The organism is Pseudomonas sp. GM33 (assembly GCF_000282295.1).
Classification (GTDB): domain Bacteria; phylum Pseudomonadota; class Gammaproteobacteria; order Pseudomonadales; family Pseudomonadaceae; genus Aquipseudomonas; species Aquipseudomonas laurylsulfatiphila.
The window spans coordinates 93,430-115,379 of sequence record NZ_AKJO01000091.1 but is presented as its reverse complement, the minus strand read 5'-3'; the positions used below and the strand labels follow the sequence as shown (position 1 = coordinate 115,379).

At 59.6% G+C, this 21,950-nt stretch carries 18 protein-coding genes; 14 read left to right on the top strand and 4 right to left on the bottom strand.

Translation table 11 applies throughout. The features are described from left to right. Positions 1–30 precede the first annotated feature (30 nt). From betI to yccS, 12 genes are all read left to right on the top strand, one after another. On the top strand, positions 31–624 hold the full coding sequence (gene betI, locus PMI26_RS12615; RefSeq protein WP_007975486.1) for a transcriptional regulator BetI: 594 nt from the start codon (positions 31–33) through the stop codon (positions 622–624). 60 nt (positions 625–684) lie between these two features. After that, positions 685–2,157 carry a betaine-aldehyde dehydrogenase gene (gene betB, locus PMI26_RS12620; protein WP_007975485.1) on the top strand — a complete coding sequence of 491 codons (1,473 nt, stop codon included), beginning with the start codon at positions 685–687 and terminating at the stop codon, positions 2,155–2,157. Between the two features lie 183 nt (positions 2,158–2,340). Next, positions 2,341–4,044 carry a choline dehydrogenase gene (gene betA / locus PMI26_RS12625; RefSeq protein ID WP_007975484.1) on the top strand — a complete coding sequence of 568 codons (1,704 nt, stop codon included), beginning with the start codon at positions 2,341–2,343 and terminating at the stop codon, positions 4,042–4,044. Between the two features lie 234 nt (positions 4,045–4,278). Then, positions 4,279–5,274 carry a hypothetical protein gene (locus PMI26_RS12630; RefSeq protein WP_007975483.1) on the top strand — a complete coding sequence of 332 codons (996 nt, stop codon included), beginning with the start codon at positions 4,279–4,281 and terminating at the stop codon, positions 5,272–5,274. Beyond that, positions 5,274–5,999: an AzlC family ABC transporter permease gene (locus tag PMI26_RS12635; RefSeq protein WP_007975482.1), complete on the top strand. Its 726-nt coding sequence runs from the start codon at positions 5,274–5,276 to the stop codon at positions 5,997–5,999. Before PMI26_RS12630 ends, PMI26_RS12635 begins: the two co-directional genes overlap by 1 nt. Then, positions 5,996–6,340 (top strand): AzlD domain-containing protein, encoded by a 345-nt coding sequence (locus PMI26_RS12640; protein ID WP_007975481.1) that lies wholly within the window; start codon positions 5,996–5,998, stop codon positions 6,338–6,340. The genes PMI26_RS12635 and PMI26_RS12640 overlap by 4 nt, the downstream gene beginning before the upstream one ends. 232 nt (positions 6,341–6,572) lie before the next feature. Continuing rightward, positions 6,573–8,015, top strand: a complete 1,443-nt coding sequence (locus PMI26_RS12645; protein WP_007975480.1) for a TldD/PmbA family protein — start codon at positions 6,573–6,575, stop codon at positions 8,013–8,015. Further along, complete coding sequence (locus PMI26_RS12650; protein ID WP_007975479.1) at positions 8,015–9,352, top strand: TldD/PmbA family protein; 1,338 nt, start codon at positions 8,015–8,017, stop codon at positions 9,350–9,352. The genes PMI26_RS12645 and PMI26_RS12650 overlap by 1 nt, the downstream gene beginning before the upstream one ends. A 189-nt stretch (positions 9,353–9,541) precedes the next feature. Further along, complete coding sequence (gene mdtD, locus PMI26_RS12655) at positions 9,542–10,969, top strand: multidrug transporter subunit MdtD (protein ID WP_007975478.1); 1,428 nt, start codon at positions 9,542–9,544, stop codon at positions 10,967–10,969. A 105-nt stretch (positions 10,970–11,074) separates the two neighbouring features. After that, the gene (gene dbpA / locus PMI26_RS12660) at positions 11,075–12,412 is read left to right on the top strand and encodes an ATP-dependent RNA helicase DbpA (RefSeq protein WP_238540823.1); all 1,338 of its coding nucleotides are present in this window, start codon (positions 11,075–11,077) and stop codon (positions 12,410–12,412) included. 152 nt (positions 12,413–12,564) lie between these two features. Further along, a complete protein-coding gene (locus PMI26_RS12665) occupies positions 12,565–13,743 on the top strand; it encodes an NAD(P)/FAD-dependent oxidoreductase (protein WP_007975475.1) in 1,179 nt (392 codons plus the stop codon). A gap of 263 nt (positions 13,744–14,006) precedes the next feature. Beyond that, a complete protein-coding gene (gene yccS, locus PMI26_RS12670; protein ID WP_007975474.1) occupies positions 14,007–16,190 on the top strand; it encodes a YccS family putative transporter in 2,184 nt (727 codons plus the stop codon). Between the two features lie 155 nt (positions 16,191–16,345). Here yccS and PMI26_RS12675 read toward each other — a convergent pair whose 3' ends face one another. Next, positions 16,346–17,083, bottom strand: coding sequence for a substrate-binding periplasmic protein (locus PMI26_RS12675; protein WP_007975473.1), 738 nt, complete (start codon positions 17,081–17,083; stop codon positions 16,346–16,348). Positions 17,084–17,340: 257 nt separating this feature from the next. Between PMI26_RS12675 and PMI26_RS12680 the strand changes: the two genes are divergently transcribed. Further along, positions 17,341–17,793, top strand: a complete 453-nt coding sequence (locus tag PMI26_RS12680; RefSeq protein WP_007975472.1) for a GNAT family N-acetyltransferase — start codon at positions 17,341–17,343, stop codon at positions 17,791–17,793. Between the two features lie 111 nt (positions 17,794–17,904). Here the strand turns inward: PMI26_RS12680 and PMI26_RS12685 are convergent, their stop codons facing one another. Genes PMI26_RS12685 through PMI26_RS12695 form a run of 3 tightly spaced genes read right to left on the bottom strand, consistent with a single transcriptional unit; the run spans position 17,905 to position 20,889 of the window. Then, complete coding sequence (locus PMI26_RS12685) at positions 17,905–18,201, bottom strand: winged helix-turn-helix domain-containing protein (RefSeq protein ID WP_007894945.1); 297 nt, start codon at positions 18,199–18,201, stop codon at positions 17,905–17,907. Positions 18,202–18,213: 12 nt separating this feature from the next. Further along, on the bottom strand, positions 18,214–18,720 hold the full coding sequence (locus PMI26_RS12690; RefSeq protein WP_007975471.1) for a YgjP-like metallopeptidase domain-containing protein: 507 nt from the start codon (positions 18,718–18,720) through the stop codon (positions 18,214–18,216). A gap of 45 nt (positions 18,721–18,765) precedes the next feature. Then, complete coding sequence (locus tag PMI26_RS12695) at positions 18,766–20,889, bottom strand: putative bifunctional diguanylate cyclase/phosphodiesterase (protein ID WP_007975470.1); 2,124 nt, start codon at positions 20,887–20,889, stop codon at positions 18,766–18,768. A gap of 322 nt (positions 20,890–21,211) precedes the next feature. Between PMI26_RS12695 and PMI26_RS12700 the strand changes: the two genes are divergently transcribed. Continuing rightward, the gene (locus PMI26_RS12700) at positions 21,212–21,880 is read left to right on the top strand and encodes a polysaccharide lyase family 7 protein (protein WP_007975468.1); all 669 of its coding nucleotides are present in this window, start codon (positions 21,212–21,214) and stop codon (positions 21,878–21,880) included. Positions 21,881–21,950 lie beyond the last annotated feature (70 nt).

Here is a 21,950-nt window from a genome sequence, read left to right as displayed (position 1 = left end):
TCTGCCGGAAGGCCTAAGGAGATGTGCAAGATGCCCAAGGTCGGTATGCAACCCATCCGCCGCCAACAGTTGATCGAAGCCACATTGCTGGCGGTCGACCAGGTCGGAATGGGGGACGCCAGCATTGCGCTGATCGCCCGTTTGGCCGGTGTCTCGAATGGCATCATCAGTCATTACTTTCAGGACAAGAACGGCCTGATCGCTGCCACGGCGCAGTACCTGATGAGTGTCCTCAGCGAGAACGTCACCGCGCGCCGTCAGGCGCTGACAGATGCAAGCCCGCGGGCGCATCTGCAGGTGATCATCGAAGGCAACTTCGACGCCAGCCAGGTCAATGGCCCGGCAATGAAAACCTGGCTGGCCTTCTGGGCCACCAGCATGCACCACCCGTCTTTGCACAGGTTGCAGCGGATCAACGATCACCGTCTGTATTCCAACCTGTGCTGCCAGTTCCGTCGCGTACTGCCGCTCGACGATGCGCGCAGTGCAGCCCGTGGCCTGGCAGCCCTCATTGACGGTTTGTGGTTGCGCGGCGCGCTGTCGGGAGATGCTTTCGACACCGGGCAGGCGCACCAGATCGCTTACGAATACATGGATTTCCAACTGGCCAAGCAGGTGAGTTAGAGCACACAGAACGCTCAACCACCGGACCGCGCCAATCACTGATGCACTTGCGAGGACTTTATGGCCCGTTTCGAATTGCAAAAACTCTACATCGATGGCGCTTACTCTGACGCCAGCAGCGACGCCACTTTCGAAGCCATCAACCCGGCTAACGGTGAAGTCCTCGCAAAAGTACAACGTGCCACCTTCGATGACGTCGAGCGCGCCGTCGTCAGTGCCGAAAAGGGCCAGAAAATCTGGGCTGCCATGACCGCCATGGAGCGTTCGCGCATCCTGCGTCGCGCCGTGGAAATCCTGCGTGAGCGCAACGACGAACTGGCCGCCCTGGAAACCCTGGACACCGGCAAGTCGTACTCCGAAACCCGCTACGTCGACATCGTCACTGGCGCCGATGTGCTGGAGTACTACGCAGGCCTGGTTCCGGCCATCGAAGGCGAGCAGATTCCGCTACGCACCACCTCGTTCGTCTACACCCGTCGCGAGCCGTTGGGCGTCGTGGCCGGTATCGGCGCGTGGAACTACCCGATCCAGATCGCCCTGTGGAAATCCGCGCCAGCCCTGGCGGCCGGTAACGCGATGATCTTCAAGCCAAGCGAAGTCACCTCGCTGACCACCCTGAAACTGGCCGAGATCTACACCGAAGCCGGCGTGCCAAACGGCGTGTTCAACGTCCTGACCGGCAGCGGCCGTGAAGTCGGCACCTGGCTGACCGAGCACCCGCGCATCGAGAAAGTCTCGTTCACCGGCGGCACCGACACCGGCAAGAAAGTCATGGCCAGCGCTTCGAGCTCTTCGCTCAAGGAAGTGACCATGGAACTGGGCGGCAAGTCGCCGCTGATCATCTGTGACGACGCCGACCTCGATCGCGCTGCCGACACCGCGATGATGGCCAACTTCTACAGCTCCGGTCAGGTGTGCACCAACGGCACACGCGTGTTCGTACCGGCCCACCTGAAAGCCGCTTTCGAAGCCAAGATCGTTGAGCGCGTTGCGCGCATCCGCGTCGGTAACCCTGAAGACGAAAACACCAACTTCGGCCCACTGGTCAGCTTCGCCCACATGGAAAACGTGCTGGGCTACATCGCCAAGGGCAAGGAAGAAGGTGCCCGCGTACTGTGCGGCGGCGAGCGCCTGACCGACGGCGAATTCGCCAAAGGCGCCTTCGTGGCCCCGACCGTGTTCACCGACTGCACCGACGACATGACCATCGTTCGTGAAGAAATCTTTGGCCCGGTGATGGCGATCCTCACCTACGAAACCGAAGAAGAAGTGATCCGTCGCGCCAACGACACCGAATTCGGCCTGGCCGCCGGTATCGTCACCCGCGACCTGAACCGCGCACACCGCGTGATTCACCAACTGGAAGCCGGTATCTGCTGGATCAACGCCTGGGGCGAGTCCGACGCGAAGATGCCGGTTGGCGGCTACAAGCAGTCGGGTGTCGGCCGTGAGAACGGCATCAGCTCCCTGAACAACTTCACCCGCATCAAATCGGTACAGGTCGAGCTGGGCGATTACGTCTCGGTGTTCTAAGACCCGAGTCCTGTATTGCCTGCGAGGGCCTCTTCGCGGGCAAGCCCGCTCCCACAAGGGACCCGCGGCGCACACAGACCCTGTGTACACCAGAGATTAAATGTGGGAGCGGGCTTGCTCGCGAATCGAGTGCGCAGCACTCGCCGAGGCCCGACCTGACCACCATCAAAGAGGGTGCATTCAATGTCCCAAGAATTCGACTACATCATCATCGGTGCCGGCTCGGCCGGTAACACCCTGGCGACCCGTCTGACCGAAGACGCCGGCGTCACCGTCCTGCTGCTGGAAGCCGGCGGTCCGGACTACCGTTTCGACTTCCGCACGCAAATGCCGGCCGCCCTGGCGTTCCCGCTGCAAGGCCGTCGCTACAACTGGGCCTACGAAACCGATCCTGAGCCACACATGGACGGTCGTCGCATGGAGTGCGGTCGCGGCAAGGGCCTGGGCGGTTCCTCGCTGATCAACGGCATGTGCTACATCCGCGGCAACGCCATGGACTACGACGGCTGGGCGAAACTGCCAGGCCTGGAAGACTGGTCGTACCTGGACTGCCTGCCCTATTTCCGCAAGGCGGAAACCCGCGACATCGGCCCGAACGACTACCACGGTGGCGAAGGCCCGGTCAGCGTGACCACGCCGAAAGCCGGCAACAACCCGCTGTTCCACGCCATGGTTGAAGCCGGCGTGCAGGCCGGTTACCCGCGCACCGAAGACTTGAACGGCTACCAGCAGGAAGGCTTCGGCCCGATGGATCGCACCGTGACACCGAAAGGTCGTCGTGCCTCCACCGCCCGTGGTTACCTGGACGTCGCCAAGAAGCGTTCGACCCTGACCATCGTCACCCACGCCCTGACCGACAAGATCCTGTTCGAAGGCAAGCGTGCGGTCGGCGTGCGTTACCTGGTGGGCGCGGCTGAAGAGCGCGTTGAAGTCAAAGCACGCAAGGAAGTGCTGCTGTGCTCCGGCGCCATCGCTTCGCCGCAGATCCTGCAACGCTCCGGCGTCGGCCCGGCCGAGCTGCTGAACAAGCTCGACATTCCGGTGGTCCACGACCTGCCGGGCGTCGGTGAAAACCTGCAGGACCACCTTGAGCTGTACCTGCAATACGCTTGCACCCAGCCAGTCTCGCTGTACCCGTCGCTGCTGTTGCACAACCAGCCGGCCATCGGTGCCGAGTGGCTGTTCAACGGCACCGGCATCGGCGCCAGCAACCAGTTCGAAGCCGGCGGTTTCATCCGCACCCGTCCGGAATTCGAATGGCCGAACATCCAGTACCACTTCCTGCCGGTGGCGATTAACTACAACGGCAGCAACGGCGTGAAAGAGCACGGCTTCCAGGCGCACATGGGCTCCATGCGTTCGCCAAGCCGTGGGCGCATCCAGGCCAAGTCCAAGGACCCACGCCAGCACCCAAGCATCCTGTTCAACTACATGGCCACCGAGCAGGACTGGCAGGAATTCCGCGACGGCATCCGCCTGACCCGTGAAATCATGCAGCAGCCGGCGCTGGACGCTTTCCGTGGTCGCGAGATCAGTCCGGGCATCGAGGTGCAAACCGACGAGCAACTGGACAAGTTCATCCGCGAACATGCCGAAACCGCTTTCCACCCGTCCTGCTCGTGCAAGATGGGCACCGACGACATGGCCGTGGTCGATGGCGAAGGTCGCGTGCATGGCATGCAAGGCCTGCGGGTTGTCGATGCCTCGATCATGCCGATCATCACCACCGGCAACCTCAACGCACCCACGATCATGATGGCCGAGAAAATCGCCGACAAGATCCGTGGTCGCAAGCCATTGCCGCGCAGCACAGCCACTTACTACGTGGCCGGTGAAGCGCCGGTGAAGGGCAAGCCAGTGCGGGAAGTGAGCCAGACTGCTCTGTAACAACTCTCGCACTTGCTTCACACAAAACCGTCAGCCCTTCGGGGTTGGCGGTTTTTTTTCGGCTAACACAAGCTGCTTAAAACAAACAACAATCTTCACACAAAGTAACTAAAATCAATTTTAAAACCCACAACAAAACTCGTTACACATGTATTCACACGAGCTTAAAAACCTCCATTACTATCCGCGCCCCGTTTCAGCCGGACGCGAGCAGTTTCAATGGAGATCAAGGACATGCCAGACATCGACCTATCCAAGGATCCAAGTTACTTTCGAGACAGAATATCCAAAAAAAAAAAAACAATAACTCTGGACTTCAGCTATTTGGCTGGCGTTGTTGAGTCCTGGTGGAAAAAAAACATCCACCACGATACGCACGTCTTGAAAACACAATTGGTTAACCTTTTTCTAACTTACCTGCGCACTGAAGACACCTATTATTTTGACAAAGTAGGACTGGCAAATGGATGCGCGGCCGTCTGCATCAAAAATGTATTCAGCCTTGACTCGCCAAAACTCGCTTTAACGGTGCACGAGGCCTTGGCCGACCTGTTTTATCTCACTGACATTAAATACGAATACGAAGAACACAAAGCATTGTATCTAAAACCCTCCGCGGAAAAATATCGGGAGTGGGGCAATGGTCACGGAGATATCACCCCACACTCCGATGACTTGTATGAGAACCTGAATGTTGATTTTCTGGCCCTGACCGTTTGCCGTGACGTCACAAAAACCCCCACCGCCTATTATTTCCCAAGCGATCTACTTTGCGTTTTAAACGATGAGGACATACGCGAGTTATTGACGATGCAAGCAACGTTCATTTCCGGCAAAAACGTCAGTGGCTTAAAAAAACGGGTTCGTCACGTAGTTGAGTTTTCCGAACTCTACGGTTTTCTTTTTTCGCTGGATTTTCGCATTGATTCGGAGAACGGTGAGCGGATGCGCGCAAAAAATGGCGGCCAGCACGTCCTGGACAAAATCCGGACCGGCCTGCCAAACGCAAAACATCATGTTTCAACAGCTGAAACCGGTACGTTCCTGATTGTAGCCAACCACAAAACTCTGCATGCCCGGCCGATGCTGAATATCGACACCAGCGAGGCTCGCGAACAAGCGCACAACTCGACATTCAACACAACGCCCCGATTACTGTTCCGAAGCAAGGGCCCTAGAAAACAATACTTCCCGCTGGATGAAAGCAGCTATACGCGGGTGGCCCATTGATGATGACTTCAGGTACATCCACTCGATCTTCGGTCGCCAATGTTTTTATTGAAGGTGCACGCGATGCAATCACGTTTGGCGTCGCATTCATTTTTCTGTACTTATCCATCGGTATCTTAAGCGCGACGCAATCATTATCATTAAGCCAAGCGCTCGCAACGACCCTGTTAATATTCTCCACCCCGCTGCAATTCCTGCTAATTCAAAGCTATAACGACGGATGGATATTGCTCCCTATCATCGTGGCACTCAACGCTCGCTTCGTACTACTTTCCGCAACACTTGCCCCCTACATAAGAAGCACTTCCACTACAAAAACCATGGCTTCCTTGATTCTGATCACGCCATCGATATTCACAGGGTGTGTCACTCGATTCAAACACAAAACCGACCACCCCTTCACTTACATGATTGGCCTTGGTCTTCCAATATTTGGTGTATCGATAATCTGCACCTACATCGGTTTCATCGCCGGCGCGGAATTCACCTCACCGGCCATCTACGCAGCGATGACACTTCTATTACCCTTACAATTCACCGCTTTGGCCGGCAAGCATTGGCCTCACTATTCGGAAGTATCGAGTTACTGGCTTGGCTTTGTCGGCGCACCATTACTGGTCTATCTATTCAAGGATTACAGCTTGCTCTGCACGCCTTTTATAATCGGCGGCTTGATCGTGCTGATTGAAAACAATTACAAGAAACGAGGTGGTGTAGCTCCATGACAATCTGGTTTCTTATCGCATTTTCCGCCATTACCGCCTTTGCATTTCGTGCCCTTCCCTTTGCATTCAAAAACAGCACCGCACTTACGCAAACCCAGGGTTCCTTTTATCGGTTTATTAGCTACAGCGCGCAAGCAATGTTGGGCGTCATCATTTACGACACTGCATTCAACAAAAAGGATGCTCTGACACTGATACAGCAATTTGAAACGCTGGATGCACTGAAGCTATTCTTGCTGATCGGCACCTTCATTGCGGTCGCCAAAACAAGAAAGATCCTGCCTGCTTTTTTTGCAAGCCTATTCATTTATGTTGCGGCTTTCATTTATTTGAACGGCTGAACGCAGTACTTTACCTGACCAAGAAGTTGTTCGCGAGCAAGCTGCAATGGCTGTTCGCGAACTCAATCATCAGCCAACTCGTCACTCGTCCTCTGCACTTTGCAATCCGTTCCTCCACCGCTTCACCCTTGATCCTCCCCCCTCGCAGGCCTAATCTAGCGCCACGCAATCGTTTCACCCCTTCCCCTCGCAGCACCGCGCCATCGCCACTCCATAACCAGGAGGTTCACGAATGTTCGACTTCTACCCCCAGCTCAAGCAGCGCTTCGCTGCCTTGCGCACGGGTGCTGAATTCTTTTCCCTGCGTTATGTGCGCGAATCCGGGCAGTACCTGTCGGTGCGCAAGAACGTCGCCGAACCGCCGAGCCTGAGCCGTGACGAAGGGGCGATGCTGACCGTGCGGGTCAACGGCGTCGAGGCTTATGCGGCGACCAACGATCTGTCGCAACAAGGCCTGCAGGCCGCCCTCGAGCGCGCCGAACACCAGGCCCGTCGACTCAAGCCCCACGCCTTGCTGGACCTGCGTGAACAGGCTGTTTCCAGCGACCGTGCCGATTACTTTTCGCCGAACCTCGACCAGCCTTTCCCGTCCCTGAGCGACTGCTACCAACTGCTCGGCGCCGAGTCGGCCGCCGTGCCCAGGGACGAGCGGCTGGTGAACTGGCAGGTCAGCCTCGGCATCACTCACGTCGAGCAGATTTACCTCAACAGCGCCGGTGCCGAACTGCGCCAGGCGCAACGCTTTGTGTACCCTGGCCTGGACGTCACGGCCTACGACGGCAACGACAGCCAGACCCGCAGCCTGGGTCGCGAGAACTTCGGCCAGCAAGGCGCGGCAGACGTCATCAGCCGCTGCGGCCTGATCGGTGCCGGTGCCCAGGTGGCTGATCAGGCGCTGCAACTGCTGCTGGCGCCAAACACACCGCAAGGCAAGCGCGACCTGCTGCTGATGCCCGACCAGATGATGCTGCAAATCCACGAATCCATCGGCCACCCACTGGAGCTGGACCGCATTCTGGGAGACGAGCGCAATTACGCCGGCACCAGTTTCGTCAAAGCCGAAGATTTCGGCCGACTGCAATACGGCTCCGGCCTGCTCAACGTGACCTTCGACCCGGACATCCCCGAAGAACTCGCCAGCTATGGCCATGACGACGACGGCACGCCCGCCAGCAAACAGTTCCTGATCCGCGAAGGTCTGTTGCTGCGCCCGCTGGGCGGTGCGTTGTCGCAATTCCGGGCCGGCATGGACGGCGTCGCCAACAGCCGCGCCTGCGGCTGGAATCGTCCGCCGATCGATCGCATGGCCAACCTCAACATCGAGCCGGGCGATCAGTCCATCGAGCAGTTGATCGGCGGTATCGAACACGGCGTGCTGATGTCGACCAACCGTTCCTGGTCGATCGACGATGCCCGCAATAAATTCCAGTTCGGCTGCGAATGGGGCCAACTGATCGAAAACGGCGAACTCAAGGGAGTGGTAAAGAATCCCAATTACAGGGGCATCTCCGCGCAGTTCTGGAAAAGCCTCAGCGCTGTCGGCGATGCCAGCACCTTCAAGGTCCTCGGCACACCGAATTGCGGCAAGGGCGAGCCGAACCAGGTGATCCGCGTCGGCCACGCATCACCGGCCTGCGTGTTCAGCAACGTTGATGTATTCGGAGGAGACGCCTGATGCATCCGTCAATCAGCCAGTCCGTATCGTTCAAGGCGCTGGTCAACAGCCTGCGTGCAGCGCTTCACGAGCCCGAACAGTTCACCCTCAGCTACGCCGCCGAATCTTCGGCCTTCATACGTTTCAACCACGCCAAGGTGCGTCAGGCCGGTCAGGTGCAGCAGGCGAGCATCGGCCTGAAACTGATCAACGAAGGCCGCCATGCCGACCTGCAAATCACGTTGGCCGGCGATCCTCAGGTTGATCTGCAACGTTTGAACGAAGGCCTGCAACAGCTGCGCGACACCTTGCCGCTGCTACCTCCGGACCCGTATCTGCTGCTCAACCACAATGGCTGGCAGAGCAACAACGTGCAGGCCCAACCGCTGCCGGACACCGAACAGGTGGTCGCGCAAATCACCCAGGCCGCCGAAGGCCTGGATCTTGTCGGTTTCTACGCTGCCGGACCGATCAGTCGTGGATTTGCCAGTTCTTCGGGCGCCTTCGGCTGGCATCAGGCCAACAGTTTCAATTTCGACTTCAGCCTGTTCCACGAGAACGGCCAGGCGGTAAAGGCCAGCTATGCCGGGCAAGACTGGAACAGCGAAGGCTTTGCCAAACGCTTCGAGCAAGCCCGCGAGCAGCTTGAGTTTCTGGGACGGCCGCTACGCACTTTGGCGCCCGGCGAGTACCGCGCTTACCTGGCACCGGCGGCGCTGGAAGAAATCATGGGCATGCTGTGCTGGGGTGGTTTCTCGGCACAGTCGATTGCCAGCAAAAGCAGCCCGCTGCAAAGGCTCTACGGTGGCGACAGCGCGTTCAGCCCGCTGGTTTCGCTGGACGAAAAAGTCAGCGGCTCACTCAGCCCGGCGTTTTCCGATGAAGGTTATCCGCGCAGTGACCTGGGGCTGATCGTCAACGGCAAGGCCGGGGCACAACTGGTCAGCTCGCGCAGCGCCGCGGAGTACGGTTTGACTGCCAACGGCGCCAGCGGCGGTGAATCCCCGAGCGCGCTGAACATGAAGGCCGGTGCATTGCCTGACGCGGATATCCTCAAGCAGTTGGGTACGGGGCTGTACATCAGCAACCTGTGGTACCTGAACTTTTCGGATCAACCGGCCGCACGCCTGACCGGCATGACCCGCTTTGCCACGTTCTGGGTCGAGAACGGCGAGATTCAAGCACCGGTCAACACCATGCGCTTTGATGACAGCGCCTTCAGCCTGCTCGGTTCGCGGCTGGAAGCGTTGACCACGGAGCGGGAGTTGTTGTTGTCGGCGAGTACGTACAGCCAGCGGGCGACGGCTTCGGCGTTGCTACCGGGGGCGTTGGTCAGTCGACTTACTTTGACTCTGTAAATACAACACTCCAACACACCGAGAGTCCTGTGGCGAGGGGGCTTGCCCCCGTTCGGCGGCGAAGCCGTCGTAAATCCAGCGAATGCGTATTTTCTGACGCAACGCATTTGCTGAGCTGGAACTGCTTCGCAGTCCAACGGGGGCAAGCCCCCTCGCCACAATGGTCCCAGCCAACCCAACAGAGGTCCCATGCCCAACCGCCCGCCTCTCGACGCTGTCACCGCCCGCTGGATACCCTGGGTCGTCGCCATTGCCTTCTTCATGCAGTCCCTCGACGGGACGATCCTCAACACCGCCCTGCCGGCCATGGCCCGCGACCTGGCCGAGGACCCATTGCGCATGCAAGGGGTGATCATCGCCTACATGCTCACGGTCGCCTTGCTGATCCCGGCTTCGGGCTGGATCGCCGACCGTTTTGGCACCAGGAAGATCTTCTTCAGCGCAATCCTGCTGTTCAGCCTCGGCTCGTTGCTCTGCGCATTGTCGAGCAGCCTGAGCCTGCTGATCGGCGCCCGGGTGATCCAGGGCCTTGGCGGAGCGTTGATGCTGCCGGTCGGGCGGCTGGTGGTACTGCGTGCCTACCCGCGTTCGGAACTGGTGCGGATCATGGGCTTCATCACCATTCCCGGGCTGCTAGGCCCCTTGATCGGCCCGACCATGGGCGGCTGGATGGTGCAATACCTGACCTGGCACTGGATCTTCCTGATCAACCTACCGGTGGGGCTGGTGGGATGCTACGCCGTGTGGAAATTCATCCCGGACCTGCGCGGCTCGGAACGCACGCGTTTCGACAGCCTGGGCTTCGTGCTGTTCGGCGCGGCGATGATTCTGATCACCATCGCCATGGAAGGCCTGGGCGAATTGCACTTGCCGCACCTGCGGGTGATGTTGCTGCTGTTCGGCGGCATGGCGTGCCTGGCGGCGTACTGGTTGCGCGCCGGGCATATCGAGAACCCGTTGTTCGCGCCGTCGCTGTTCAAGACCCGGACTTTTGCCGTGGGCATCCTCGGCAACCTGTTCGCCCGTCTCGGCAGCGGCGCCCTGCCCTTTCTGGTGCCTTTGCTGCTGCAAGTGGCGCTGGGCTACTCGCCGTCCCAGGCCGGGATGAGCATGCTGCCGCTGGCCGCTGCGGCGATGATCGCCAAGTGGGTGGCACGGCCGCTGATCGAGCGTCTGGGTTACCGCATCGTGCTGACCGGCAACACCCTGGCACTGGGCATCATGCTGGCGAGCATGGGCCTGGTCAGCGAGCAGACGCCTTATTGGCTACTGCTGTGCCTGTTGGCGATCCTTGGTGCGATCAACTCCCTGCAGTTCACCGCGATGAACACCGTGACCCTGATCGACCTCGACGACGCCAGCGCCAGCAGCGGCAACAGCCTGCTGTCGGTGGTCGCGCAATTGTCCCTGAGCCTGGGCGTTGCCTGCGCCGGTGCGTTGCTCGGGGGCTTCACGGCGGAAATCGGCAATGATGGCGTGGAGACGGTGCTGGGCGCATTCCAGCTGACGTTTGTGACTGTCGGGATCATGGCGATGCTGGCCGCGACAATCTTCTCGCAACTGTCAAAGAATGACGGACGGCGCGTCAAACGTCCGGAAGAACACATCGAGCCTTAGGGCGAATGGCCATCGGACTGGTACACTGCGCGACATTTTGTTTTGCAGGCCAGTCCCGTGACCACCATCGCCACCGAATTTAATACTTTGCCGCTGTCTGCCGCCATGCTGGCTAACCTCGAATCCCTCGGTTATGCCCAGATGACGCCGATCCAGGCGCAAAGCTTGCCGGTGATCCTCAAAGGGATGGACCTGATCGCCCAGGCCAAGACCGGCAGCGGCAAGACCGCGGCCTTCGGCATCGGCCTGCTGAACCCGATCAATCCGCGTTACTTCGGTTGCCAGGCACTGATCCTGTGCCCGACCCGCGAACTGGCCGACCAGGTCGCCAAGGAAATCCGTCGCCTGGCCCGTGCCGAAGACAACATCAAGGTCCTGACCCTGTGCGGCGGCGTGTCCCTCGGCCCGCAGATCGCTTCGCTGGAGCACGGCGCGCACATCATCGTCGGCACGCCGGGGCGCATCCAGCAGCACCTGCGCAAGGGCTCGCTGGTCCTTCACGGCCTCAACACCCTGATCCTCGACGAAGCCGACCGCATGCTCGACATGGGTTTCTACGACTCGATCGAAGAAATCATCATGCAGGCCCCGGAGCGTCGCCAGACCCTGCTGTTCTCCGCGACCTACCCGGTGGGCATCAAGCAGCTGGCCTCGAAGTTCATGCGCAACCCGCAGCAAGTGAAGGCCGAAGCGTTCCACGACGACACGCAGATCGAGCAGCGCTTCTACGAGATCTCTCCGGATGACCGCATGAGTGCGGTGACCAAGGTACTTGGCCACTTCCGTCCGGCGTCCTGCGTAGCCTTCTGCTTCACCAAGCAGCAGGTTCAGGAAACCGTCGATCACCTGACCGCCAAAGGCATCTCCGCCGTTGGCCTGCACGGTGATCTGGAACAGCGCGACCGCGACCAGGTGCTGGCGATGTTCGCCAACCGCAGTACTTCGGTACTGGTCGCCACCGACGTCGCTGCCCGTGGCCTGGACATCGATTCCCTGGATATGGTGATCAACGTCGAGCTGGCCCGCGATTCGGAAATCCACATCCACCGCGTCGGCCGTACCGGCCGCGCCGGTGAGAAAGGCCTGGCGATCAGCCTGGTGGCGCCGTCCGAAGCACAGCGGGCGCAAGCCATCGAGCAATTGCAGAAAACACCGCTGACCTGGGATCAGGTGGACAACCTCACCTCCAAGGGCGGTGGTCCGCTGTTGCCGCAGATGAGCACCCTGTGCATCGCTGGCGGCCGCAAGGACAAAGTCCGTCCGGGCGACATTCTTGGCGCACTGACCGGCGACGCCGGCATCCCCGGCGCCCAGGTCGGCAAGATCGCGATTTTCGACTTCCAGGCCTATGTGGCCGTTGAGCGCGGCGTCGCCAAACAGGCCTTGCAGCGTTTGAACGACGGCAAGATCAAGGGCCGCTCGTTGCGCGTGCGTATCCTGTAAAAACGCATTGCCCCCTGTAGGAGCGAGCCTGCTCGCGATGGACGACAGAACACCGCTGGGTATCAGACACCCCGCGTTATCGTTGACGTCCATCGCGAGCAGGCTCGCTCCTACAGGTTTGTTTTGTGGTGAGTCATCAAGAGGACACCGTTTTGCGCTCTACCGAAGTCGTGATCATTGGCGCTGGCGCCGCAGGGTTGATGTGTGCGCTGACTGCCGCCGGGCGCGGGCGCAAGGTGCTGCTGCTCGACCATGCCAACAAGGCAGGCAAGAAAATCCTGATGTCCGGCGGTGGTCGCTGTAATTTCACCAACATGTACACGGAACCAAGCAATTTTCTCTCGCAGAACGCGCATTTCTGCAAATCCGCCCTGGCCCGTTATACCCAGTGGGATTTCATCGGCATGGTGGCCAAGCACGGCGTGCCGTATCACGAGAAAAAACTCGGCCAGCTGTTCTGCGATAACAAATCCAGCGACATCCTCGAAATGCTGCTGAACGAGTGCGACCAGGTCGGCGTCAACCTGCACCTGGACACCTCTATCCAGACCATCGAAAAGCTTGAGAAGGGCTATTTGCTGGACACGACCCTCGACCAGATCACCTGCGAATCCCTGGTGATCGCCACTGGCGGTCTGTCGATCCCGACGCTGGGCGCCACCGGCTTCGGTTACCAGGTGGCCAGGCAGTTCGGCCACGAGCTGCTGCCGACCCGCGCCGGCCTGGTGCCATTCACCATCACCGATCAACTCAAGGTGTTGTGCACCGAGTTGTCCGGTACCTCGGTGGATTGCCTGGTGAGCTGCAACGACCAGAGCTTCCGCGAGAACATCCTGTTTACCCACCGCGGCCTCAGCGGCCCGGCGATTTTGCAGATCTCGTCATTCTGGGAGTCCGGCGATACCGTCGAGATCAACCTGATGCCGGATCACGACGTGCCGGGCTGGCTGCAACAGCAACAGGCCGAACGCCCCAACAGCGAGCTGAAAACCCTGCTCGGTGAAATCTTCACCAAGAAGATGGCCAACCTGCTGGCGGACAACTGGTTCGTCTCCAAACCGATGAAGCAGTACACCCACGCGGAACTGGCTGACATCGCCGAGAAACTGGCGAGCTGGAAAGTCGTGCCGGCGGGCACCGAAGGTTATCGCACCGCCGAGGTGACCCTGGGCGGCGTCAACACCAATGAAGTGTCGTCCAAGACCATGGAATCGCTGAAAAGCCCGGGCCTGTATTTCATCGGTGAAGTGCTGGATGTCACCGGGCATCTGGGCGGATTCAACTTCCAGTGGGCCTGGGCTTCGGGCTACGCGGCGGCGCAGTACGTCTGATTCAGAAACCTACACAATCCCCCTGTGGGAGCGAGCTTGCTCGCGATGGCGGCCTATCAGTCAACATCTCTGTTGAATGTTATGACCTCATCGCGAGCAAGCTCGCTCCCACAGGCTTCTCGGCCAGCCACAAAACTTGTGATCAACCCAGATCACCAATGCTCAAAGGAACAGATTTTGCTGTCTGATGTGATCGGCGCCATTGCGTCGGCGTCATTAGTGGCTCAATTTAGCGTCATTGCCTCGGAAGGCCTTCGCACTTCATGTCATCGACTTCGTTCCGCCAGTCTCTGCGGCGCCTTTGGGCGCTGGATAAATTCAGCTACAGCGTGCGGGTATTCATCGCCCTGACCGGCACCATGGCGCTGTGTTGGTATCAGGACGAAATGGGCCTGCTGATCCCGTTGTTCCTGGGGATTATCGCCAGTGCCCTGGCCGAGACCGACGACAGCTGGCAGGGCCGTCTCAACGCGCTGGCGGTGACGCTGGTGTGTTTCGCGGTTGCCGCCCTGTCCGTCGAACTGCTCTTCCCCTACCCCTCGCTGTTTATCATCGCTTTCGCCCTGGCCGCGTTCTGCCTGACCATGCTCGGTGCCCTCGGCGAGCGCTATGGCGCGATTGCTTCGGCAACCTTGATCCTGTCGGTCTACACCATGATCGGCGTGGACCAGCGTGGCGGCGCGGTGACCGACGTCTGGCACGAGCCGGTGCTGCTGGTGGCCGGTGCCGCCTGGTATGGCCTGCTGTCGGTGTTGTGGCAGGCGCTGTTTTCCAATCAGCCGGTGCAGCAGAGCCTTGCGCGGCTGTTCCGCGAACTGGGCTTTTACCTGAAGCTGAAATCCTCGCTGTTCGAGCCGATCCGGCAGATGGACGTGGAAGCCCGGCGCCTGGAACTGGCCCAGCAGAACGGCCGGGTAGTGGCGGCCCTGAATGCCGCCAAGGAAATCATCCTGCACCGAGTCGGCAACGGGCGCCCGGGGTCGAAGGTCAGCCGCTACCTGAAACTGTACTTCCTCGCCCAGGACATCCACGAACGCGCCAGCTCTTCACACTATCCGTACAACGCACTCGCAGAAGCGTTTTTCCACAGTGACGTCATGTTCCGCTGCCAACGCCTGTTGCGTCAGCAAGGCAAAGCCTGCCGTGCCCTGGCAGAATCGATCCAGATGCGTCAACCGTTCACCTATGACGCCAGTTTCACCGAGGCCCTCAGCGATCTGGATGCCTCTCTCGAACACCTGCGCATCCAGAGCAACCCGGCCTGGCGCGGCCTGCTGCGTTCGCTGCGGGCACTGGCGGCCAACCTCGGCACCCTCGACCGCTTGCTCAGCGATGCCAGCAACCCCGACGCCCTGGCCGACGCCACCGACAGCAGCTTGCTCGACCGTTCGCCACGCAACCTCAAGGACGTGTGGGTTCGCCTGCGCACGCAGCTGACGCCGACCTCGTTGCTGTTCCGTCATGCCCTGCGATTGCCCCTGGCGTTGAGCATCGGCTACGCCATGGTGCATTTGATTCACCCGTCCCAGGGCTACTGGATCATCCTCACGACGCTGTTCGTCTGCCAACCGAACTACGGCGCCACTCGCCGTAAACTCGGTCAACGGATCATTGGCACCGCCATCGGCCTGACGTTGGCCTGGGCGCTGTTCGACCTGTTCCCGAACCCGCTGATCCAATCGTGCTTCGCCATTGCTGCCGGGGTGGTGTTCTTTACCAACCGCACCACCCGCTACACCCTGGCGACGGCGGCAATCACCCTGATGGTGCTGTTCTGCTTCAATCAGGTGGGTGACGGTTATGGACTGTTCCTGCCACGGCTGTTCGATACCTTGCTCGGCAGCCTGATCGCCGGGCTGGCGGTGTTCCTGTTCCTGCCGGACTGGCAGGGCCGGCGCCTGAACAAAGTGCTGGCCAACACCCTGGCCTGCAACAGCATTTACCTGCGCCAGATCATGCAGCAGTACGCGGCGGGCAAAAGCGACGACCTGGCCTACCGCCTGGCCCGCCGCAACGCGCACAACGCCGACGCGGCGCTGTCGACCACGCTGGCCAATATGCTGATGGAACCTGGGCATTTCCGAAAGGAAGCGGACGTGGGCTTTCGCTTCCTGGTGCTGTCGCACACGCTGCTCAGTTACCTGTCGGGCCTGGGTGCGCACCGGGAAACCCAACTGCCGGCAGACGTGCGTGAACAGTTGATCGAGGGGGCCGGGGTGAAACTGGCTGCCAGCATCGACGAGATCGCCCAGGGACTGGCGAGCAAGGCTTCGATTGCGATTCAGAGCGATGAAGAGGAAGCACTGGCCAATGAGCTGGAACAGATGCCGGATGAAATCGATGAAGGCCAGCGACTGGTGCAGACGCAGTTGGCATTGATCTGCCGGCAGCTCGGGCCGTTGCGGACGTTGGCGGCGCATCTCATCAAGGATACGAGCGAAGATTGAGATCTGTGGTGTCTGAGCGGGCCTCATCGCGAGCAAGCTCGCTCCCACAGGGTTATCTGATGATCACAAGATTTGTGTTCACCCTCGCCCACTGTGGGAGCGGGCTTGCCCGCGAAGAGGCCATCAGCAACAGTACAGAATCCGGATCAATGCACTCACATCCCATGCTGCTTCATCAACTTTTCATAACTCCCGTCCGCCTTCATCGCCGCGATCTCCCGGTCGAATCCGGCAACGATCTGCTCATGCTGCGGGTTCTTCAGACTGACCAGAATATGCAGGCTGTTCTCGCTCAAGGCCTTGGGCAGGAATTCCACGGCGTTTCGTACCTTGGGTGACTCGCGGGCCAGGTAATAGCGGGCGACGTACTCATCTTCCAGCGTCAGTTTGACCCGGTCGGCAGCGACCATACGCACGGCCATGGCGAAGCTGTGTACGGGGATTTTCTGCAACGAGTCATCGTTGTCGAACCCGGGCGAATAGGCGTAACCGCGCACGATGGCAATCGGATAAGTGTGCAATTGCTGCAGGTTATTGAATTCGATGGGCGCGTCCTTACGCTTGAGAAAACGTACGCGATTGAGCAGGTATTCGCCGGAAAACTGGCCGAGCCTTGTACGCTCCTCGGTGTACCAGGCATTGACCAGCACGTCGTATCGGCCCTCACCCAACCCCATCAAGGCCCGCGCCCAAGGCACTTGTTCAAATTCACTGGCATAGCCGGCCCTGGCGAGCGCGGTACTGACAATGTCCGTGGCCAGGCCACCGTTGACGAGCGTGGCATCGGTAAAGGGTGGCCAGGCATCGGCAACCAACCGCAGTTTTTCTGCCGCCGCTTCCTGAACCAGCAACAGCAATCCAATCAAAGCAAAAGCTCGATGCAATCGCGGCATGCTAGAAAATCCTTAGCGGGCGATTGCCCGACGTGTTTTCAGCCAAAACCCCAAGGCCCCTGATCCGGCGATACCCGGGTACTCAACATTAGCTCATCGAAGCCACCGCACAGCGCTTCGATCCAGATTACACAAAGAAGACATCCACGCGAGAAATGAATGATGGCATTTTGGCCTTTGTCACAGATTCTCCCGCCATAAAGACTTCTGGCGTGAGTGCGCTTAGTATCGGAACCACGTTTTCAGGGAATCAAAACATGACAGTCGATTGGATCTGCAAACATCACAGCGACCTGGGCAAGGAGCAGCTGTACGCCATTTTGCAGCTGCGCGCGCAAGTGTTCGTCGTCGAGCAGAAATGCGTTTACCAGGACATTGATGGCCAGGACCTGGATGGCGACACCTGCCACGTGATGGCCTGGGACGGTAACCAGCTGGTGGCCTACCTGCGGTTGCTTGACCCTCAATCGCAGGGTGGCGACGTGGTGATCGGGCGGGTGATCATTGCCCCGCAGGCACGCGGCATGGGCCTGGGGCATGAACTGATGGACCAGGCGTTGAAACAGATCGAGAAGTACTGGCCCGGCCTGCCGGTCTACCTTTCGGCCCAGGCGCATTTGCAGGGGTATTACGGGCGCTATGGGTTTGTCGTGGCGGGTGAGGAGTATGTGGAAGATGGCATTCCACACATTGGCATGCGTCGTCCGTAAGGGCCTCTTCGTCGGAACGCCGCCCGGAGCAAGCCCGCTCCCACAGGGGACCGCATTCCAGTGTGGGAGCGGGCTTGCTCGCGAAGGCGTCAGTCAAACCACTGAAAGATTTCAGGGATACTCCAGCACCGCCTTGATCTGCCGCAGATTACGCTCGATCCATCCCCGATCAATCGCCCCCCACTCGCGAATCCGATAGCGCCCCGCATGGTTGCGCGCGCCTTCTTCCTGCTCGAATTCACAGACGATATCCAGGTCCGCCAAAGCCGCGATGGTGTCCTGCGCCGTGCGCCTGGGCATGCCGGTCACTTCGGTGAGCGCCGGGACGCTGCTGGCCAGTCCGCTGTCGATCAGGTACGCCACGTACAACCGGCGATAGAAGCTGCTCTTGGTCTTGCTCACGTCCATCCATTGCTCTCCTTAAAAGATCGCAGCCTGCGGCAGCTCCCGCCACGTCAGGTACACCCGCACATCAAACTCCACCTGGTGATACCCCGGCAGCATGTGCTCGCACAGCTTGTAGAACGCCTTGTTGTGCTCCGATTCCTTAAAATGCGCCAGCTCATGCACCACGATCATTTTCAGGAACTCACAAGGCGCTTCCTTGAACAGCGAAGCGATGCGGATTTCCTTCTTGGCCTTGAGCTTGCCGCCTTGCACCCGGGAGATCGTGGTGTGCAGGCCAAGGGCACGGTGAGTGAGGTCCAGGCGGTTATCGAACAGCACCTTGTCGATGGCCGGAGCATTGCGCAGGTATTCCTGCTTGAGGTCCAGGGCATAGGTGTACAGCGCCTTGTCGCTCTGCACACCGTGCTTTTGCGGGTAACGCTGGCTCAGGTAATCGCCCAGTCGACCGTCGGCGATCAGCTGGCGCACCTGATCCTGCAAAGTGGCGGGATAGGCCTGGAGATATTTCAACACGGTCATCGGGGCGGCAATACGGGTCACTGAAAGGTCGCCAGTGTAGCGAATTCAGCGGGGCAGCGCGCTCCAGTCAAACGGCTGGACAAAGACCCCGGCGTCTTCGGCCATCATCGGCCGGGCCACCAGGAAGCCTTGCACATATTCGCAGCCGTTGGCACGCAACCATTCATACTGCGCGACGGTTTCCACCCCTTCGGCAATCACCAGCACCCCGAACTGTTTGCACAAGTCGATCACACTGCGCACCAGCGCCGCATCCCGTACCGAGTCCGGCAACCGGGCTATCAAATGCCGGTCGAGCTTGAGGGTGTCCAGCTCCAGGTCGCGCAGGTGCGACAGGGAGCACGGGCCGGCCCCGAAGTCATCCAATGCCACTCGTACGCCCAGATTGTGCAACAGGCGTAACTGCTTGCGGGTTTCCTCGGGGTGATGCATCAAGGCCTCTTCCGTGATCTCGACCTCCAGATGACGCGGCTGCAAGCCATGGCGCTCCAGCACCTGGCGCAGTTCAGTGACCAGGTTGGGCATGCCGAACTGCGTACTGCTCAAGCTGACGCCGAGCACCAGGTCCTCGGTGAACAGGGTTTCCCAGGCTTTGCGCTGCCCGGCGCTGCGGTGGTAGATCCAGCTGCCCAGCCGACTGATCAGCCGCGCCTCTTCCAGCAATGGCAAAAACAGCCCCGGCGGCACGTCGCCAACGCTCGGATGCTGCCAGCGCAGCAAGGCCTCGAAGCCACGAATCCGCCCGTCCGCAATCGCAACCTGAGGCTGATACACCAGGTTGAAATCCCGGTTCTCGATGGCCGTGCGCACACTTTCCTCGAGCATCAGCCGCGAGCGCGCCCGACCGTTCATTTCGTGATCGTAGAAGCGGTATTGCTGACGACCGGCACGCTTGGCTTCGTACATGGCGATGTCGGCCGCCCGCAGCATCCCGTCGAGATTGGCACCACAATCGGGGAACGTAGCAATGCCGATGCTGGCACCCAGGGCGATATCGAGGCCGTCGACCTGCTGACAGATCGACACGCGCTCGATGAGCTTCTCGGCAATCTTCGCCGCTTGCTCGGGGACCTCCAGATCCAGCAGCGCGGTGAATTCATCGCCGCCCATCCGCGCCAGGATGTCGAAGGGCCGCAAGCATGCCTTCAACTGTTCGGAGACCCAGCGCAGCACCCGATCGCCGGCATCGTGGCCGAGCGAATCATTGACGCGCTTGAAGCCGTCGAGGTCCAGATACATCAAGACCCAGGAACTGTCGGTACGCTCACCGCGCAACAGCAGGTTCTCTACGGTCTGGTAGAAACCGCGGCGGTTGAGCAATCCGGTCAGCGGATCGGTGACCGCCTGAAACTCCAGCTGCTGATGCAGATGGCGCACCACCGACATGTCCAGCACGGTCACTACCATTGCATGTTGCTCGGCAGGCAATGGCGCACAGGACAAGGCCACCGGCACCTGCTGGCCGCGCGTCGTACGCAGCAAAGCATCGTGCAGGCGCAAGGTTTCGCCACGTTTGTAGCCCGTGAAAAACTCGGAATCGGCCCAGACCGGGATATGGGGCTTTTGCAGATAGTCCAGAAACTCCTTGCCTTGCAGTTCCTGCACCGGGGCATTGAGCAGCCGCGACATCGCCGGATTGGCAAAACGAATCAGGCCGTCCTCCCCCAATACCAGAATGCCTTCGGCCGCGTTATCCAGCACCGATGCATTAAAGGCCCGGGCGGATTCCAGATCATGACTCAAGCGCTGCAAGGCCCGGCGGTTGCGCTGGTGTTCGAGCAACGCCTGGACCTTGGGTGTGAAAATCTGCGGGTCGAACGGCTTGAACAGGTAATCCACCGCACCGCTGGCATAGCCCTTGATGACCGCGTCCTGGGACTGTTCATTGGCGGTCAGGAAAATGATCGGCGTCAGGCGGGTCCGCTGGCTACCGCGCATCAGGCGCGCCACTTCATAACCGTCCATGCCCGGCATCTGCACGTCCAGCAGCACCAGGTCGATATCGTGTTCCAGCAACAAGCCGAGGGCCTCGAATCCCGAGGTGGCAGTAATGACCCGCCAGCCCTGGCGCTGTAACAACGCACGCATGCTGATCAGGTTTTCAGGGTAATCGTCTACGACTAAAAGGGTTGAGCCGCCGTCTACTGGCGTGGGTTGCGCGCATTCCATGCTGCTTCTCTAATTGCGGGGCGTCAGGCCGGTTTCTCGTGAAAACCGGACAAATACTGTGCCTTCACTCTAGACCCGGTTCTGCAAAAGCAGAAGGTATCAGTGAGCCATCATTCACCATTGTGACTTTTTGCCGACTAACGGTCGATGGTTCAGCCCCATGAAAACCGGTAAAGATGGCATTTCGACAGGATGTTGACGTCAGCCACCCGTCAGACGAGCATTAACAAAAAACCTCGCTACGCTTATAAAGGCCGCCCCAAAGGCGCGGTCTAGAGCTAGTGGCACGTCCGTGCAGCATGAATCAAGCGGAAGAACCGACATGATCGACCTCGCAACCTGGAACCTCAGCGTCCCCGTCGGCAGCCCGCCGTACACTGTCGAAACCTCCAAGCTGGTGGATGGTTTCAAGGATCAATACTTCCACTCCGACACCGGCACATTGTTTTTCTGGTCGCCCGTGACCGGCTCCCGTACCGAAAACGCGATTTATCCGCGCACCGAATTACGTGAAACCTACAGCAACGGCACATTGAAAAACTGGTATTACCCGGATGCCGACAATTTGTTGTATGCCACGCTGGCAGTGAACCAGGTGCCGAGTTCCGGGAAAGTCGTCATCGGCCAGATCCATGCCTATCAAAGCCAGAAACCGCTGGTGAAGGTCGAATACCAATACAAAACCAGTACAGGCACGGGCAATATCGTCGCCAAGGTCCGGATGCATCCCGATGACGATACAGGCCGGGTGATCATCGTTGCGACTGGGGTGAAACTCGACCAGGAGTTCAACTACCTCATTCACCTCAGCCCCGGTGGTGCCTTGGGCATCAGCGCGGCAGGCTATCAGTGGGATACGCAAATCAGCACAACCTGGCGCGACAAGCCGCTGTACTTCAAGGCCGGGGTCTATGTGCAGGACAACACCGGGTACACCACCGAAGGCGGGAAAGTGACCTTCAGCAAGCTGGATATCGATCACAACCAGTAGTTCCTGAACCGTCGCCGCTCCATTTGACTTCCAAAAAGGAAAACCGTCCTGCGACGGTTTTCCAAGTCAA

Coding starts and splice junctions, on each gene's coding strand:
- betA (WP_007975484.1), top strand. CDS start 2,341: ATGTCCCAAGAATTCGACTACATCATCATCGGTGCCGGCTCGGCCGGT.
- PMI26_RS12680 (WP_007975472.1), top strand. CDS start 17,341: ATGACAGTCGATTGGATCTGCAAACATCACAGCGACCTGGGCAAGGAG.
- mdtD (WP_007975478.1), top strand. CDS start 9,542: ATGCCCAACCGCCCGCCTCTCGACGCTGTCACCGCCCGCTGGATACCC.
- betI (WP_007975486.1), top strand. CDS start 31: ATGCCCAAGGTCGGTATGCAACCCATCCGCCGCCAACAGTTGATCGAA.
- dbpA (WP_238540823.1), top strand. CDS start 11,075: ATGCTGGCTAACCTCGAATCCCTCGGTTATGCCCAGATGACGCCGATC.
- PMI26_RS12640 (WP_007975481.1), top strand. CDS start 5,996: ATGACAATCTGGTTTCTTATCGCATTTTCCGCCATTACCGCCTTTGCA.
- PMI26_RS12650 (WP_007975479.1), top strand. CDS start 8,015: ATGCATCCGTCAATCAGCCAGTCCGTATCGTTCAAGGCGCTGGTCAAC.
- PMI26_RS12685 (WP_007894945.1), bottom strand. CDS start 18,201: ATGGACGTGAGCAAGACCAAGAGCAGCTTCTATCGCCGGTTGTACGTG.
- PMI26_RS12690 (WP_007975471.1), bottom strand. CDS start 18,720: ATGACCGTGTTGAAATATCTCCAGGCCTATCCCGCCACTTTGCAGGAT.
- PMI26_RS12630 (WP_007975483.1), top strand. CDS start 4,279: ATGCCAGACATCGACCTATCCAAGGATCCAAGTTACTTTCGAGACAGA.
- betB (WP_007975485.1), top strand. CDS start 685: ATGGCCCGTTTCGAATTGCAAAAACTCTACATCGATGGCGCTTACTCT.
- PMI26_RS12645 (WP_007975480.1), top strand. CDS start 6,573: ATGTTCGACTTCTACCCCCAGCTCAAGCAGCGCTTCGCTGCCTTGCGC.
- yccS (WP_007975474.1), top strand. CDS start 14,007: ATGTCATCGACTTCGTTCCGCCAGTCTCTGCGGCGCCTTTGGGCGCTG.
- PMI26_RS12635 (WP_007975482.1), top strand. CDS start 5,274: ATGATGACTTCAGGTACATCCACTCGATCTTCGGTCGCCAATGTTTTT.
- PMI26_RS12695 (WP_007975470.1), bottom strand. CDS start 20,889: ATGGAATGCGCGCAACCCACGCCAGTAGACGGCGGCTCAACCCTTTTA.
- PMI26_RS12675 (WP_007975473.1), bottom strand. CDS start 17,083: ATGCCGCGATTGCATCGAGCTTTTGCTTTGATTGGATTGCTGTTGCTG.
- PMI26_RS12700 (WP_007975468.1), top strand. CDS start 21,212: ATGATCGACCTCGCAACCTGGAACCTCAGCGTCCCCGTCGGCAGCCCG.